This is a genomic window from Lentzea sp. NPDC036949, from assembly GCF_055608075.1.
Genome location: NZ_JBVJRA010000003.1, coordinates 409,158 through 423,334, shown reverse-complemented (window position 1 = coordinate 423,334; position 14,177 = coordinate 409,158). Strand labels below are relative to the sequence as shown.

Genomic DNA, 14,177 nt, shown 5'->3' with positions numbered 1-14,177 from the left:
CCTCCTCGATCCGGGGTTTTCGCCTATTGGTCGAAAACGTGGCCGATAGTATCAGCCGGGTGGCAGGTGTGGGGCACGAAGTTCTGGCAGCCGTGCTGCGGGTGAGAGGTGCGTCACTCCAGGTCATGCTGTGGGAGCGCGCACGGGAGCCGCACGCTCACCGCTGGTCGCTGCCCGGTGGCGGTCTGCGGGTGGACGAGGACGTGGAGTCGTCGATCCGCCGCCAGCTCGCGGAGAAGGTCGACGCGCGACAGTTGTCTCACGTGGAGCAGCTGGCCGTCTTCAGCGCCCCCGGCCGCGTTCCCGGTCCCCGCGTGGTGGCGACGGCGTTCCTCGGCCTGGTCCCCTCCGACGTCGACCCGGAGGTGCCGGCGGACACGGCGTGGCACTGCGTGGAATCGCTGCCGCTCATGGCGTTCGACCACTCCGCGATCGTGCACCGGGCCCGCCACCGGCTCGCCTCGAAGCTGTCGTACACGAACCTCGGCTTCGCGCTGGCGCCACCGGAGTTCACCATCTCCCTGCTGCGCGACCACTACTCCGCGGCACTCGGTTACCGGGTCTCCGCAACGAACCTGCAGCGCGTGCTGTCGCGCCGCCTGCTGCTCGAACCGACCGGCGGCACCGCACCGCCCGGACCGTCCGGCGGCCGCCCCGCCGCACTGTTCCGGTTCAGCGCAAGGGGAATCAAAGTCACCGATCCGTTCGCCGTGCTGAGACCGCCGGGATCCGGCCGTCCAGCAGGCGGGGGTGGCACCCCGTAACGTTGCACGCGTGGCCGAGACGCTCCCCCTGTTCCCCCTGGGCACCGTGCTGTTGCCCGGTGCGTCTTTGCCGTTGCACATCTTCGAGCCGCGCTACCGCCAGCTCGTCGTGGACCTGATGACCGGCACCCTGTTCGGCCGCACCTTCGGCGTGGTCTGCATCAAGGAGGGCTGGGAGGTCGGCGCCGACAACGTCCGCTCCCTGCAGGACATCGGCTGCTCGGCGGACCTGCTCGACGCCCGCCCGCTGCCGGAGGGCCGCTTCGACATCGTCACGCGCGGGGTGCGCCGCTTCCGCCTGCTCGACGTCGACACCACCACCGCCCCGTACCTGCTCGGCAGCGTCGAGTACCTCGACGACGTCCCGGTGCCCGAGGCGGCGCTGGAGGTCGTGCCGATCCTGGAACGCGGGGCCCGCGCCGCCCACGAGCGCTACTGCGGCGCCGCCTGGCACCGCGAGGACTGGTCGGCCCCGGCCGCGGACGTGGAGCTGGGCGCGTTGTCGTACCTGCTCGCCGCCGACTGCCTGCTGCCGGTCGACGACCGCCAGCGGCTGCTGGAGGAGACGTCGCCGGCGCGGCGGCTGCGGCTGGTGCGCCGGATGCTGCACCGGGAGACCGGGATCTTCAGCGCGCTGAAGGCGGTTCCGGTGCCGTTGACCGAGTTCGGCCACGTGCCGAACCCGAACTGACCGCCCGGCATCTGCAAGTACCACCAACCCGACATCAACAGGCTCGTAACTACCTCCAACTGGTTCGGCGCGCGCCGAACCAGTTGGAGGTGCTCAGCGACGGTTTGATCAAGAGTTGGTGGTACTTGCAGATGCCGGAGAAGCAGGGTGGGAGCGCCGGAGGGATCGTTGGATTGTGGTCTTGTGGGATTGTTGAACAATCCTTACAGTGAGGGCCACATCACACCCCACCACTCCTCCACCACGCTGCGAGGTGTCCCATGAGCACGACCACGACCGAGGAGACAGGGCGCGCTGCCTGGTTCCGCAGTCTCGGCGCGAAGGGCAAGCGCGCCTTCATCGGTGCGTTCGGCGGGTACGGGCTGGACTCCTACGACTACTGGGTCCTGCCGCTGAGCCTGGTCGCGATCACCGGCTACTTCGGCCTCACCAAGGCCGAGGCCGGGTTGCTGGGCACCAGCACGTTGCTGATGAGCGCCGTCGGCGGCGCGGTGGCCGGGGTGATGGCCGACCGGTTCGGGCGGGCGAAGACGCTGGTCATCACGGTGGTGGCGTACGCGTTCTTCACCGTGCTGTGCGGCTTCGCGACGAACTACGAGACGTTGCTGGTGTTCCGGGCGTTGCAGGGCCTCGGGTTCGGCGGTGAGTGGGCGGCCGGGGCGATCCTCGTGGCCGAGTACTGCAAGCCGAAGTACCGCGGCCGCACGGTGGCGTTCGTCCAGAGCGCGTGGGCGGTCGGCTGGGGGCTCGCGGTCGTCGTGAACGCGCTGGTCAGCTCGCTCGCGGACCCGAGCTGGTCGTGGCGGGTCATGTTCTGGACCGGCGCACTGCCCGCGGTCCTCGTCTTCTACGTGCGGCGCAACGTCGACGACGCCCCCGAGGTCGCGGCGCAGCCCCGGCCGCGCGGTACGTTCCCGCAGATCTTCCGGGGGCCGATCCTCAAGACCACGCTGTTCGCCGCGCTGCTCGCGACCGGTGTGCAGGGCGGTTACTACACGCTCGCCACGTGGCTGCCGGCGTTCCTGCAGACCGGGCGCGGGCTCACGGTCATCGGCACCGGCGGGTACCTCGCGTTCCTCATCACCGGCGCGTGGATCGGGTACGTGTGCGGCGGCTACCTCACGGACCGCCTGGGGCGCAAGAAGACCTTCGTGCTCTTCGCGGTCGCCAGCGCGCTGCTGATCGTGGCCTACACGCAGATCCCCAACGGTGCCAACACGTTGGTCATGTTCCTGGGCTTCCCGCTCGGGTTCTGCATGAGCGCGATCTTCAGCGGGTTCGGCAGCTACCTGTCCGAGCTCTACCCCACGCGGCTGCGCGGCACCGGCCAGGGCTTCACCTACAACTTCGGGCGCGCGTTCGGCGCGGTGTTCCCCGGTCTCGTCGGGTTCATGGCCGACCGGCTGGGCATCGGCGGTGCGATGCTGTTCGGAGCGGCCGCCTACGGGATCGCGGTCGTGGCGCTCATCTGGTTGCCCGAGACGGTGAACGAGGAGCTGGGATGACGACGGCGGGCAAGGCACCGGGACTCGCGCAGGCCAACCTGATCGCCGTTCCCAGGGACTGGGCCTACGACTTCCTCCTCTTCACCCACCGCAACCCCAAGCCGTGCCCCGTGCTCGACGTCCTCGACGCGGGCGAGACGGTCAGCTCGCTCAAGCCGGACGCGGACGTGCGGACCCACGTGCCGCGCTACCGGGTCTGGGAGCACGGCGAGCTGGTGGCGGAACCGGAGAACGCGACCGGGCACTGGCGCGCCGACCTGGTGACGTTCCTGATCGGCTGCAGCTTCACGTTCGAGACGGCGCTGAAGAGCGCGGGCGTGCCGCTGCGGCACGTCGAGCAGGGCCGCAACGTCGCCATGTTCGTCACGGACCTCCAGTGCCGGCCGGCCGGACGGCTGCACGGGCCGATGGTCGTGTCGATGCGGTGGGTACCGGAGTCCCTTGTGGACATCGCGCACAAGGTCACCGCGCTGATGCCGTCGGTGCACGGGGCCCCGGTGGGCACCGGCGACCCGCGCATGCTCGGCATCGAGGACGTGCACGCGCCCGACTTCGGCGACGCGGTGGAGCCGGAACCCGGTGACGTGCCGGTGTTCTGGGCGTGCGGCGTGACCCCGCAGGCGGTGCTGATGCGGTCGAGACCGCCGTTCGCGATCACGCACGCGCCGGGGCAGATGTTCGTGACCGACATGCCGGACTTCGCCTACCGCGTCGGGTAGACCGCCGGAGGGCGGCGCCTCAGCCGAGGCGCCGTCCCAGGTCGTCCAGGCCGTTCCAGGCCGCGCAGCAGCCGTAGGTCAGCGCCGCCGCCAACGGCCACGCGAGAACCCCCCACCACGTCTCCAGCTGCGGCGCGAACTGCACGACGTCGTAGGGCTGGGCGGTGGCCGGCTGCGGGTACATGCCCTCCACGGTCTTGGTGCCCTGCCACTGCATCAGCGCCGCCGCGCCCAGCGAACCCAGCGTCATCGCGAACATCACGACCGGTCCGCGGCGCTGGCGCAGCATCCAGACCGCGATGCCGGTGACGGTGCCCGCGCCGAGACCGATGACGACGAACACCATCAGCGCGTCCAGCCGGTGGTAGCTCTCCACCCCGAACGGCTGGAAGCCGACACCCTCCTGCGGGGAGGCGACCTTCGTCTGCGGCGGGGCGAGCCACGCCCACAGGAACGCGGCCACCATGCCGAAGACGGACGTCGTCAGCAGCACCGACAGCCCCGGCAGCAGGTCGCGCTTCACGACGACCTTCGGCCGCGGCCGGACGTAGTGGTAGACGTACGGCGGCTCCGGCACGGGTTCGATGCGCACCGGCGCTGCGATGTCGTCCATGTCGCGGAAGGTTACTACCGAGCCGACGTCGTCTCGCCGTGACGGCTGCAGCGCGCCGTCCAGCCGTCCGGGGTCACCTGGACGACCATCCGGCGGGCGCACTCGGCGCAGTAGCGCGGCGGGTCGATCAGGGACAGCCGCTGACGGCAGAACGCGTGGTCGCCGTCAGCTTCCTCTTTGCCGCAGAACGAGCAGTACACGGTCGTGACCATCACAGGGTCTGGCTCAGCGCCTTGATGGGCATCGACAGCTCTTCGAGCATGTCGAGGTCCTGCTGCGCCGGGCGGCCGAGGTTCGTCAGGTAGTTGCCGACGATGATCGCGTTGATGCCGCCGAGCATGCCCTGCTTCGCACCCAGGTCGCCGAACGTCAGCTCACGACCGCCGGCGAACCGCAGGATCGTGCGCGGCAGCGCCAGCCGGAACGCGCCGACCGTGCGCAGCGCCTCGGCGCCCTCGACGACCGGGTAGTTCTCGTACGGCGTGCCGGGGTTGGGGATGAGGAAGTTGAGCGGCACCTCGTCCGGTTCCAGCTCCGCGAGCTGCACCGCGAACTCGGCGCGCTGCGCGAGCGTCTCCCCCATGCCGATGATGCCGCCGCAGCAGACCTCCATGCCGGCGGCGCGGATCATCTTCAGCGTGTCCCAGCGCTCCTCCCAGGAGTGCGTGGTCACGACCTCCGGGAAGTGCGAGCGGGCCGTCTCCAGGTTGTGGTTGTAGCGGTGCACGCCCATCGCCACGAGCTCGTCGACCTGCTCCTGCGTGAGCATGCCGAGCGAGCAGGCGATCTGGATGTCGTTGCCGTCGGCGCGGATGGCCTTGATGCCGTCGCGGACCTGCGAGAGCAGCCGCTTGTCCGGGCCGCGCACGGCCGCGACGATGCAGAACTCGGTCGCGCCGGTGTCGCGGGTCTGCCGCGCCGCGCGGACCAGGCCGGGGATGTCGAGCCACGCCGAGCGCACCGGCGAGGGGAACTGGCCGGACTGCGAGCAGAAGTGGCAGTCCTCCGGGCAGCCGCCGGTCTTGAGCGAGACGATGCCCTCGACCTCGACCTCGGGACCGCACCAGCGCTCGCGGACCTCGTGGGCCAGCGCGAGCAGCTCGGGGACGCGGTCGTCGGGGAGCTCGAGCACCCGCAGGACCTGTGCCTCGGACAGGCCGACTCCTCGTTCGAGCACCTGCTCACGAGCCTCGTCGAGCACGTCGATCCGTTCCGGGGCTGCGGTCACTGTCTCTCCTCCTCCTGTGGCCTGGCGTGCACTATGCCGCACTGAATCCTTCATCGTGCAGCGACGTAGGTCACTGGACCGCGAACTGAGCGGCGAACGTGTCCGGGTCGAACGCACCGCCGAACCAGGGCGAGAACGACCTCCTGGCCACCGCCAGGAAGTCCGGGGCGCCGAGCTTCGTCACCCCCTGCGGGAGCGCGCCGAGCAACGGGGCACCGGCCGCTTCCGGCAGGTCCGCGAGGTTCGTGAGGGACGCGAGGTCGGGGTGCGGCGGCCAGCTGCCCACGACGACGCCGATGGCCTCCAGGCCGCGCCGCTGCAACGCCTCGGCGGTCAGCGCGGTCGTGTTGAGCGTGCCGAGCCCAGCTTGGGCGACGACGAGCACCGGTGCGTTCACCGCCCACGCGATGTCGGCCAGGGTCGAACCGCCCTCGTCGAACCGCACGAGCAGCCCGCCGGCTCCTTCGACGAGCACCAGGTCGTGGTCGGCGTCGAGCTCCGTCACGGCCGCGGCGACGTCCTTGGGGTGCACGGTGGCCATGCCCGCGCGCCTGGCGGCGGTGGCCGGCGCCAGCGGGTCGGGGTATCTCGCCAGCTCACGCGTCGTGACGTCGCCGGCCAGCCGCGCCACCTCGGCCACGTCGCCCGGCTCGCCGGGCAGCAGACCGGTCTGCGCGGGCTTGAGCACCGCGACCCGTCTGCCCTCTGCCCTGGCCAGCGCCGCGATGCCCGCGGTGACGGCGGTCTTGCCGACCTCTGTCCCGGTTCCGGTGATCACCAGCACGCTCACAGGCACTCACCTTAGAACTTCACCTACGGTGACGGCATGGCTGATGAACCGATCGTGATGTACGGCGCCGAGTGGTGTGGCGACTGCCGCAGGGCCAAGTCGTGGCTGACCCGCAACAACGTGGCTTTCACCTACGTCGACGTGGAGCACGACGACGAGGCGCGGGACAGGGCCGTCGAGATCTCCGGCCGCAAGAACATCCCCGTCGTGGTGCTGCCGAACGGCGAGTTCCTGGTCGAGCCGTCCGACACTCAGCTGGCCGCCGCGATCACCCCGTGAGCGATCTGCGCGATGTCGTCGTCCGTGCTGATGAACGGCGGCATCGTGTAGACGAGGTCGCGGAACGGCCGCAGCCACACCCCGGCGTCCACCGCGGCCTTCGTGGCCCGTGCCATGTCCACGGGCTCGTGCAGCTGCACGACACCGATGGCTCCCAGCACGCGCACGTCCTTCACACCCGGCAACGCGCGCGCAGGCTCCAGTCCGGCTGACAACCCGGCCGAGATGCGTGCGACCTCACGCTTCCAGTTCTGCGACAGCAGCAGGTCGATCGAGGCCAGTGACACCGCCGAGGCGAGCGGGTTGCCCATGAACGTCGGCCCGTGCGCGAGCACCGGCACCTCGCCCCGGCTGATCCCGTCCGCGACCCGCGGCGTGCACAGCGCGGCGGCCATCGACAGGTACCCGCCGGTCAGCGACTTGCCTACGCACATCACGTCCGGGCTGACGTTCGCGTGGTCGGCGGCGAACAGCTCGCCGGTGCGCCCGAACCCGGTGGCGATCTCGTCGAACACCAGCAGCACGTCGTGGGTGTACGCGAGCTCGCGCAGGACGTGCAGGTAGCGCGGGTCGTGGAAGCGCATCCCGCCGGCGCCCTGCACGACCGGCTCGACGATGATCGCGGCCAGCTCGTCCGCGTGCTGCTCGACCACGTCCGCGAGGTGCTGCACGTACGCGGTGTCCAGCTCCGCCGGTGGCGCGTCGGCGAACACCTGCGCCGGCAGGACGCCGCGCCACAGCGAGTGCATCCCGCCCTCGGGGTCGCACACGGACATGGGGGTGAACGTGTCGCCGTGGTACCCGCTGCGCCACGTGAGCAGCCGCCGCTTCTCCGGCCGGTTGCGCGAACGCCAGTACTGCAGGCACATCTTCACGGCGACCTCGACCGCCACCGAACCGGAGTCGCACAGGAACACGTGCTGCAGCTCGGCGGGCGTGACCTCGACAAGCCGCGCGCAGAGCCGGACGGCGGGCTCGTGCGTGAGCCCGCCGAACATCACGTGGCTCATCCGCCCCAGCTGGTCGGTGACGGCCGCGTCCAGGACCGGGTGCCGGTAGCCGTGGATCGCGGCCCACCACGACGACATGCCGTCGACCAGCTCGCGACCGTCGACGAGCGTGAGCCGGACACCCTCCGCGGACTCGACGAGCAGCGGCTCCTGGGTGCCCGGCATCGGGCCGTACGGGTGCCAGACGTGCGCCTGGTCGAGCTTCAGCAGGTCGTCCACCCGCGTGACATTAGGCGAGCTTGACCGGCAGGGTGAGCAGGCCGCGGATCAGCGTGCTGTCCCGCCACGCCAGGGTCTCCGGCTCCGCCGCCAGCGACAGGTCCGGGAACCGGGCCAGCAGCTGGGTGAGCGCCACGTCGAACTCCAGCCGGGCCAGCGGCGCGCCCAGGCAGAAGTGCAGACCGTGGCCGAACGCCACGTGCCCCTGCGCGGAGCGGGTCACGTCGAGCCGGTCGGGGTTCTCGTACTTGGCCGGGTCCCGGTTGGCGGCGATCAGCGACACCATGACGAGCTCGTCGGCTGGGATCTGCACGCCGCCCAGCTCGATCGGCTCGGTGGTGTAGCGGAAGGTCGCGATGTTGACCGGGCCCTCCAGCCGCAGGAACTCCTCGGCGCTGGCGGGGATCAGCTCCGGCCGGTCCTTCAGGACCTGCAGCTGGTCGGGGTTCTTCAGCAGTGCCAGCACGGCGTTGCCGATGAGGTTGACCGTCGTCTCGTGGCCGGCCACGAGCAGCAGGAACGCCATCGACACGAGCTCTTCGGTGTTGAGCCGGTCACCGGAGTCGTCGGCGTGCACCAGCGCCGAGAAGAACGTGTCGTCCGGTTCGGCGGCGCGGACCTTCTCGACGTGCTGGAACAGGAACTGCGCCATCGCGCCGGCGGCGTGCTGGATCTGCTCGGGCGTGCCGAACGACAGCAGCGTGTTCGACCACCCGCGGAACTCCTCGCGGTTGTCGATCGGGATGCCGAGCAGCTCGCAGATCACCGTGATCGGCAGCGGGAACGCGAACTCCTCCAGCAGGTCCACCTCGTCGCCGTCGTTCATCCGCGCGATGAGCTCTGCCGCGATCTCGTTGACGCGGGGCCGCAGCAGCTCGATGCGGCGGGCGGTGAACGCCTTGGTGACGAGCTTGCGCAACCGGGTGTGGTCCGGCGGGTCCATGTTGAGCATGTGGACCGAGAGCGAGGACTCGAACTCGCCGCGCCGCGCGTCCGGCGGGGTGTGCTTGTCGAAGACGGACCGCCCGACCGTGATGTCCTTGCTGATCCGCGGGTCGGTGAGGGCGATCTTCGCTTCTTCATGACGGGTCACGAGCCAGACCTTCAGTCCACGGGGCAGGTGGACCTCGTGCACGGGTGCCTCTGCGCGCAGCAGGTCGTGCGCCTCGTGCGGGTTCTGGACGTAGTCGTCGGGCAGCTTGGTGAGTGTTGTCACCCCACCCAGTTAACCCCGTTAACTCCTGGCTCGCCACTCTTTCCCACTCGATCCGGTACGCGCTGTGACGCCACCCCCGGAGGACCGGCGTGACCGTGATCGCGCTGGGGCCGGGCGGTGACGCGAAGATCAGGAGCGGGGGGTAGCGTTCTTTTCGTGGTGGCCCCTGATCCCGTTGACGCCCGTTTGCTGGCCATGCTCGCCGACTCGGGCCGTGCCGCCGTGCACGAGATCGCCCAGCGCCTGGGCATGGACCCGCGCGAGGCCGCCATGCGCCTGATCACCCTGTCCGGCAGCGGTCTGCCGCTGCTCGTCGGCGTGGAGTGCGACCCGAACGGCATCCGGCGCGCGCTGGCGAACGCCGCCGCCTACGGCAACTACCAGGGCCCGCCCCCGTCCGGTGCCTACGCCGTGCACCAGAGCGGACCCCACCACGTGAGCGGCCCGCACCCGGTCGCGCCGCCGCAGCCCCAGCCCGGCCCGCAGTCCCAGCCCTTCCCCGTGCAGCAGCAACCGCCGAACCCGTGGGGCCCGCCGCAGTCCGCGGGCTGGGTCCGCGCCGACCAGCCGCAGCCCCGGCCGATGTCACGCACCGGCAAGGTCGGCACGACGCTGGAGGCGGACAGCCTGGAGGGCGCCCGTCTGTCCATCCAGCTCGTCGAGGTCGTCGACCCGGCCGACTTCCTGTTCACCGCCGCCGGCTACAAGCTGGCCGAGGGTGAGCGGGCCGTGGTCGTGCACACCGAGGTCACCAACGCCTCGCAGGTCCCGTTCACCTCGTTGCCGGACATGTACCTGGTCCTCGTGACCAGGACCGGCGAGACCGTCACGAAGGCGCCGGTGTCGCTGTCCTCGCGGCCCGCGCACAAGCTCGGCGTGCAGCCGGGTGAGACCGCAGGCGGTCACACGGTGTTCGTGCTGCCGGACACGACGGACCTCACCCAGGTGCGGTGGAGCGTGCGCCCCGAGGTCGACGTCAACACCCTCGTGTGGACCGTCGAGGACTGACCCCTCGCAGGCGCCTCGCGCGTTGTTGGTAGTAGAAAAGTGCCTGTTGATGTTGAGTTGGCGGTACTTGCAGACGCCGTTGGAGCCAGGGGCTGAGGCAGCTTGGACGGAGCGAGCGGGGATTGGTGACCTGCTCAGGACAGCACCGTCAACGCCGCCGCGTGCACGCCCGGTGCGGCAGCCAGGTATTCGCGGGTCGTCAGCTTCCACGGCGTGCCGTCGAAGTCGGTGACGACACCGCCCGCCTCTTGCACGAGCAGCACACCGGCGGCGTGCGCGCGCACGTTGTCGTACTGCCAGTGCAGGTCCATCCGCCCGGCGGCGACCTGGGCGAGCTGGTGGGTCACCGGCACGGAGATCCGCACGCACAGGGCCTCCTTCGCCATCGCGCTGTAGGAGGCGCCGACCCGGTCGGCCATCTCCGGCCCCTGCCCCGGCTGGGCCTGCCCGGTCCCGGCCAGCGCACCGTCCAGCGAGGTCTTCGCGGACACCCGCAGCCGCACCCCGTTGAGGAACGCGCCCTCGCCCTCGGCCGCGGTGAACATCTCGTCGAACAACGGGAAGTACACGGCGGCCAGCACCGGGCGGCCGTCGCGGACGAGGCTCACGCCGATGTTCCAGTCGGTCATGCCGTGGACGGCGTTCATGTTGCCGCCCACCGGGTCGACGAGCCACCACTCGCCCGGCTCCAGCGGGCCGGAGCCGTGTTCGTCGTCGAGCCAGCGCGCCCGCGGCCGGATCGCGGCGAGCTCGGGGCGCAGCAGGTCGACGACGGCCGCGTCGTTGGCGCGCACGCCGGCGACGACCGCGTCGAGGTCCGCGGCGCGCGACTCCGGCGAGTAGCGCTTGAGCATCCGGGCTCCTGCGCGGCGAACGGCCGCGACGAGTTCCGCGTTCACGGTTCCTCCATACGATGTCTGTTCATGCAAGCGGATCTGAACCTGCTGACCGTGCTCGACGCCCTGCTCGAGGAGGGCAGCGTGATGGGCGCGGCCGAACGGCTGCACCTGTCGTCACCCGCGGTCAGCCGCACGCTGGGGCGGATCAGGAAGGTCACCGGAGACGACATCCTGGTGCGCACCGGTCATTCGATGACGCCGACGCCGTACGCGCTCGGGATCGCCGACGAGGTGCACCGGCTGGTGCGCCAGGCCAACGCCGTGCTGGCACCGAGTCGTGCGCTCGACCTGGCCGAACTGGACCGCACGTTCACCGTGCGGTGCCACGACGCGCTGGCCTCGTCACTGGTGCCGGCGCTGGTCGCCCGGGTCGCGGAACGGGCACCCGGTGTGCGGTTGCGGGTGCTCGCCGAGCACTCCGGTGACACCGACGACCTGCGGCACGGCCGGGTCGACCTGGAGCTCGGCGGCGGCGCACCGGCGTTGCCGGAGTTCCGGTCGGAGACGCTCGGCCACGACCCGCTGGCCGTCGCGCTGCGCCCGGACCACCCGTGCGCGGGCGGGCTCGACCTCCCGGCGTACGCGGCACACCCGCACGTCGTGGTGTCCCGCCGCGGCCGGCTCACCGCGCCGATCGACGACCTGTTGGCAGCGGAAGGCTTGCAACGCAGGGTGATCGCGACGGTGGCGACCGTCCACTCCGCACTGCAGATCGCGGTCGCGAGCCACGCGCTGGTCACCACCACGGCGATCCTGTGCCGCCCGCTGATCGAGGCGTTCGGGCTCGTCACCCTGCCGTTGCCGGTCGAGTCGCCGCCGGCACCGGTGAACTGCAACTGGCACCAGCGCTACGACTCCGACCTCGCCCACGCGTGGTTGCGCGAGCAGGTGCGGGCGTCATTCGCCGAGGTGGTCCAGCGGTAGCGCGACGGCACCGGCGAACCGCGGCGACTCGGCCTCGTCGAGCATCGCCGCGGCCACGGTCTCGCGGCTGACCTGAGCGGTGAGGTCGAACGGCGGCGCGGCGTCCAGCCCGACCGTGCGCCGCTCGGGGCTGAGCGGCCCGTCGGAGAGCACACCGGCGTGGAAGACCGTGCCACCGGCGGCGAGGACGGTCTCGTCGGCCGCCACCTTGTCGGCGATCCGGTCGCCGAGGAACTTCTCCAGCACACGGGCACCGTCACCGGCGGCCGCGCGCGACGGGCCGGTGCCGTACGCGCCGAGCCAGATGACCCGTTCCGGTCCGGCGGCGACGACGGCCTTCGCACCGTCGAGCAGGACACCGGGCCGGTCCGTGCCGAGGCCGGAGAGGACGACGGTGCCCCCGGCGACGGCGAGGCTCGCCGGGTCGGCCACGTCACCCGCGACCTTGCGCAGGTCCGGGTGGTCGAGCGCGATCTTGCCGGGATCGCGGGCGATCGCCGTGACCGCGTGGCCGCGGGCCAGGGCCTGCCGGGTGAGGGCGAGGCCGGTGCGGCCGGAGGCGGCGAGGACGGTGAGGTTCATGCCGAGAACGCTATGAGCGGCACCGATCAACATCAAATGAAACGTCGTCAACCGGTGATTTACCCAGACGCAATCGGCCTGCGCTCAGCCTTCCTCGCGCAGCTGCTCCAGGGACGCGGCGAGGTCCGCCGGGTACTCGGAGGTGTAGGTGACCCACTCGCCCGTGCCGGGGTGGTGGAACCCGAGCTGGCGCGCGTGCAGCCACTGCCGCGCCACGCCGAGCCGCTTGGCCAGCGTGGGGTCCGCGCCGTAGGTCAGGTCGCCCACGCACGGGTGGTGCAGCGCCGAGAAGTGCACGCGGATCTGGTGCGTGCGGCCGGTCTCCAGGTGCACCTCGACGAACGACGCCGCGCGGAACGCCTCGATCACTTCGTAGTGGGTGATCGACGGCTTGCCGGAGTTCATCACGGCGAACTTGTAGTCGTGCTTGGGGTGCCGGTCGATCGGCGCGTCGATGGTGCCCTTGATCGGGTCCGGGTGGCCCTGGACGATCGCGTGGTAGACCTTGTCGACGGTCCGCTCCTTGAACGCGTGCTTGAGCGCCGAGTACGCCGACTCGGACTTCGCGACGACCATCACGCCGGTGGTACCGACGTCGAGGCGGTGCACGACGCCCTGGCGCTCCGCGGCACCCGAGGTCGCGACCCGGTGACCGGCGGCGGCGAGACCGCCCACGACGGTCGGGCCGGTCCAGCCCGGCGAGGGGTGCACGGCCACGCCGACGGGCTTGTCCACGACGATGATGTCGTCGTCCTCGTGGATCACGACCAGGCCCTCGACCGGGATGGCCTGCACGGTCACCGGCTGCGGCGGGGCCGGCAGGGTGATCTCCAGCATCGCGCCGGCCGTGAGCCGGTCGGACTTGCCCACGACCCGGCCGTCGATCAGCACGTCGTCGGCGTCGGCGATGGCGGCCACCGCGGTGCGGGACAGGCCCAGCAGCTTCGCGAGGCCCGCGTCGACGCGCATGCCGTCCAGACCGTCGGGAATGGGCAGCGTTCGGTATCCGCTCACGCGTCGATCTTCTCCTTGTGAACCGTCCCGTCGTAGTCGTGCTGCAGCAGCGCCAAGACGATGATCGTCGCGCCACCGCAGACGATCGCCATGTCGGCGACGTTGAACACCGGCCACACCTGGCCGAACGGGTCGAACAACGACAGGAAGTCCACCACGTGGCCGCGCATCGGGCCGGGCGCGCGGAACAGCCGGTCGGCGAGGTTGCCGACGGCGCCGCCGAGCACCAGCCCGAGACCGACCGCCCAGGGCGTCGAGCGCAGGTCGCGCGCGATCCAGGTGATGAACCCGACGACCCCGAACGCGATCAGCGCGAGGATCCACGTCCACCCCTCGGCCAGCCCGAAGGCGGCACCGGGATTGCGGACGAACGTCAGGTGCAGCAGCCCGCCGAACAGCTGGATCGGCTCTGACCGCTCCAGGAACGCCACGGAGAGGACTTTCGTGAGGACGTCCAGCGCCAGCACACCGGCGGCCAGCACCGCGAGGTAGGTGGTCCGCGGCTCCGGCAGCGAGCCGGTGATCGAGAACTCGGGTTCGGCGTCCGGCTCGGAGACCGTCAGCGCCCGCTCGGGCTGCTCGGTCTCGCGCCGGTCCTCGGCCTCGGCGGTCACCACAGGCGCGACCTGCGGTTCCGCGACCGGTTCCGGCGCGCTGGGCTGCTCCTCGGCAGTCTCGTCAGCGGCCTTCGCCGGGGCCTTGGACTCGTCACTCAC

At 71.0% G+C, this 14,177-nt stretch carries 17 protein-coding genes; 7 read left to right on the top strand and 10 right to left on the bottom strand.

Annotated features, from left to right (window positions below):
• Positions 1-68: 68 nt before the first annotated feature.
• From ACZ7CD_RS11485 to ACZ7CD_RS11470, 4 genes are all read left to right on the top strand, one after another.
• Complete coding sequence (locus ACZ7CD_RS11485) at positions 69-764, top strand: NUDIX hydrolase (protein WP_458430746.1); 696 nt, start codon at positions 69-71, stop codon at positions 762-764.
• A gap of 10 nt (positions 765-774) precedes the next feature.
• Positions 775-1,455 (top strand): LON peptidase substrate-binding domain-containing protein, encoded by a 681-nt coding sequence (locus tag ACZ7CD_RS11480; RefSeq protein ID WP_360390433.1) that lies wholly within the window; start codon positions 775-777, stop codon positions 1,453-1,455.
• A gap of 260 nt (positions 1,456-1,715) precedes the next feature.
• Positions 1,716-2,960: an MFS transporter gene (locus ACZ7CD_RS11475; RefSeq protein WP_470370685.1), complete on the top strand. Its 1,245-nt coding sequence runs from the start codon at positions 1,716-1,718 to the stop codon at positions 2,958-2,960.
• Entirely contained in the window at positions 2,957-3,679 is a 723-nt protein-coding gene (locus tag ACZ7CD_RS11470) for a putative hydro-lyase (protein ID WP_360390439.1), read from the top strand. The genes ACZ7CD_RS11475 and ACZ7CD_RS11470 overlap by 4 nt, the downstream gene beginning before the upstream one ends.
• A gap of 19 nt (positions 3,680-3,698) precedes the next feature.
• Here the strand turns inward: ACZ7CD_RS11470 and ACZ7CD_RS11465 are convergent, their stop codons facing one another.
• The 4 genes from ACZ7CD_RS11465 to bioD all read right to left on the bottom strand — a co-directional run bounded on the left by ACZ7CD_RS11465 (position 3,699) and on the right by bioD (position 6,310).
• Positions 3,699-4,292, bottom strand: a complete 594-nt coding sequence (locus tag ACZ7CD_RS11465) for a DUF2567 domain-containing protein (protein ID WP_360390441.1) — start codon at positions 4,290-4,292, stop codon at positions 3,699-3,701.
• Positions 4,293-4,306: 14 nt separating this feature from the next.
• Positions 4,307-4,504 carry a biotin synthase auxiliary protein BsaP gene (gene bsaP / locus ACZ7CD_RS11460; RefSeq protein WP_360390444.1) on the bottom strand — a complete coding sequence of 66 codons (198 nt, stop codon included), beginning with the start codon at positions 4,502-4,504 and terminating at the stop codon, positions 4,307-4,309.
• On the bottom strand, positions 4,504-5,520 hold the full coding sequence (gene bioB / locus ACZ7CD_RS11455) for a biotin synthase BioB (RefSeq protein WP_360390446.1): 1,017 nt from the start codon (positions 5,518-5,520) through the stop codon (positions 4,504-4,506). Before bioB ends, bsaP begins: the two co-directional genes overlap by 1 nt.
• A 70-nt stretch (positions 5,521-5,590) precedes the next feature.
• Positions 5,591-6,310 carry a dethiobiotin synthase gene (bioD, locus tag ACZ7CD_RS11450; protein WP_360390448.1) on the bottom strand — a complete coding sequence of 240 codons (720 nt, stop codon included), beginning with the start codon at positions 6,308-6,310 and terminating at the stop codon, positions 5,591-5,593.
• A 36-nt stretch (positions 6,311-6,346) separates the two neighbouring features.
• On the opposite strand from bioD, the gene ACZ7CD_RS11445 reads away from it, so the two are divergent.
• Positions 6,347-6,589, top strand: coding sequence for a glutaredoxin family protein (locus ACZ7CD_RS11445; RefSeq protein ID WP_360390450.1), 243 nt, complete (start codon positions 6,347-6,349; stop codon positions 6,587-6,589).
• Here the strand turns inward: ACZ7CD_RS11445 and ACZ7CD_RS11440 are convergent.
• Both ACZ7CD_RS11440 and ACZ7CD_RS11435 read right to left on the bottom strand, forming a co-directional pair.
• Positions 6,562-7,764, bottom strand: coding sequence for an adenosylmethionine--8-amino-7-oxononanoate transaminase (locus tag ACZ7CD_RS11440; protein ID WP_470378903.1), 1,203 nt, complete (start codon positions 7,762-7,764; stop codon positions 6,562-6,564). The two genes, ACZ7CD_RS11445 and ACZ7CD_RS11440, sit on opposite strands and share 28 nt — an antisense overlap.
• 64 nt (positions 7,765-7,828) lie before the next feature.
• The gene (locus ACZ7CD_RS11435) at positions 7,829-9,034 is read right to left on the bottom strand and encodes a cytochrome P450 family protein (protein ID WP_360390453.1); all 1,206 of its coding nucleotides are present in this window, start codon (positions 9,032-9,034) and stop codon (positions 7,829-7,831) included.
• Between the two features lie 156 nt (positions 9,035-9,190).
• Between ACZ7CD_RS11435 and ACZ7CD_RS11430 the strand changes: the two genes are divergently transcribed.
• A complete protein-coding gene (locus ACZ7CD_RS11430) occupies positions 9,191-10,042 on the top strand; it encodes an AsnC family protein (protein WP_470378842.1) in 852 nt (283 codons plus the stop codon).
• Positions 10,043-10,176: 134 nt separating this feature from the next.
• On the opposite strand, the gene ACZ7CD_RS11425 is transcribed toward ACZ7CD_RS11430, so the two are convergent.
• Complete coding sequence (locus ACZ7CD_RS11425) at positions 10,177-10,941, bottom strand: inositol monophosphatase family protein (protein ID WP_470378841.1); 765 nt, start codon at positions 10,939-10,941, stop codon at positions 10,177-10,179.
• Positions 10,942-10,965: 24 nt separating this feature from the next.
• Between ACZ7CD_RS11425 and ACZ7CD_RS11420 the strand changes: the two genes are divergently transcribed.
• Positions 10,966-11,865, top strand: a complete 900-nt coding sequence (locus tag ACZ7CD_RS11420) for a LysR family transcriptional regulator (protein ID WP_458430742.1) — start codon at positions 10,966-10,968, stop codon at positions 11,863-11,865.
• On the opposite strand, the gene ACZ7CD_RS11415 is transcribed toward ACZ7CD_RS11420, so the two are convergent.
• From ACZ7CD_RS11415 to lspA, 3 genes are all read right to left on the bottom strand, one after another.
• A complete protein-coding gene (locus tag ACZ7CD_RS11415; RefSeq protein WP_470378840.1) occupies positions 11,839-12,447 on the bottom strand; it encodes an NAD(P)-dependent oxidoreductase in 609 nt (202 codons plus the stop codon). The genes ACZ7CD_RS11420 and ACZ7CD_RS11415 overlap by 27 nt on opposite strands.
• A gap of 84 nt (positions 12,448-12,531) precedes the next feature.
• Complete coding sequence (locus ACZ7CD_RS11410; RefSeq protein WP_360391465.1) at positions 12,532-13,416, bottom strand: RluA family pseudouridine synthase; 885 nt, start codon at positions 13,414-13,416, stop codon at positions 12,532-12,534.
• 41 nt (positions 13,417-13,457) lie between these two features.
• On the bottom strand, positions 13,458-14,177 hold the full coding sequence (lspA, locus tag ACZ7CD_RS11405) for a signal peptidase II (protein WP_360390466.1): 720 nt from the start codon (positions 14,175-14,177) through the stop codon (positions 13,458-13,460).

Excerpts from the sequence above, each read along its gene's own strand:
- ACZ7CD_RS11475 (WP_470370685.1), top strand. The coding sequence starts at position 1,716 with ATGAGCACGACCACGACCGAGGAGACAGGGCGCGCTGCCTGGTTCCGC.
- ACZ7CD_RS11470 (WP_360390439.1), top strand. The coding sequence starts at position 2,957 with ATGACGACGGCGGGCAAGGCACCGGGACTCGCGCAGGCCAACCTGATC.
- ACZ7CD_RS11465 (WP_360390441.1), bottom strand. The coding sequence starts at position 4,292 with ATGGACGACATCGCAGCGCCGGTGCGCATCGAACCCGTGCCGGAGCCG.
- bsaP (WP_360390444.1), bottom strand. The coding sequence starts at position 4,504 with ATGGTCACGACCGTGTACTGCTCGTTCTGCGGCAAAGAGGAAGCTGAC.
- ACZ7CD_RS11445 (WP_360390450.1), top strand. The coding sequence starts at position 6,347 with ATGGCTGATGAACCGATCGTGATGTACGGCGCCGAGTGGTGTGGCGAC.
- ACZ7CD_RS11440 (WP_470378903.1), bottom strand. The coding sequence starts at position 7,764 with ATGCCGGGCACCCAGGAGCCGCTGCTCGTCGAGTCCGCGGAGGGTGTC.
- ACZ7CD_RS11420 (WP_458430742.1), top strand. The coding sequence starts at position 10,966 with ATGCAAGCGGATCTGAACCTGCTGACCGTGCTCGACGCCCTGCTCGAG.
- ACZ7CD_RS11415 (WP_470378840.1), bottom strand. The coding sequence starts at position 12,447 with ATGAACCTCACCGTCCTCGCCGCCTCCGGCCGCACCGGCCTCGCCCTC.
- ACZ7CD_RS11410 (WP_360391465.1), bottom strand. The coding sequence starts at position 13,416 with ATGCGCGTCGACGCGGGCCTCGCGAAGCTGCTGGGCCTGTCCCGCACC.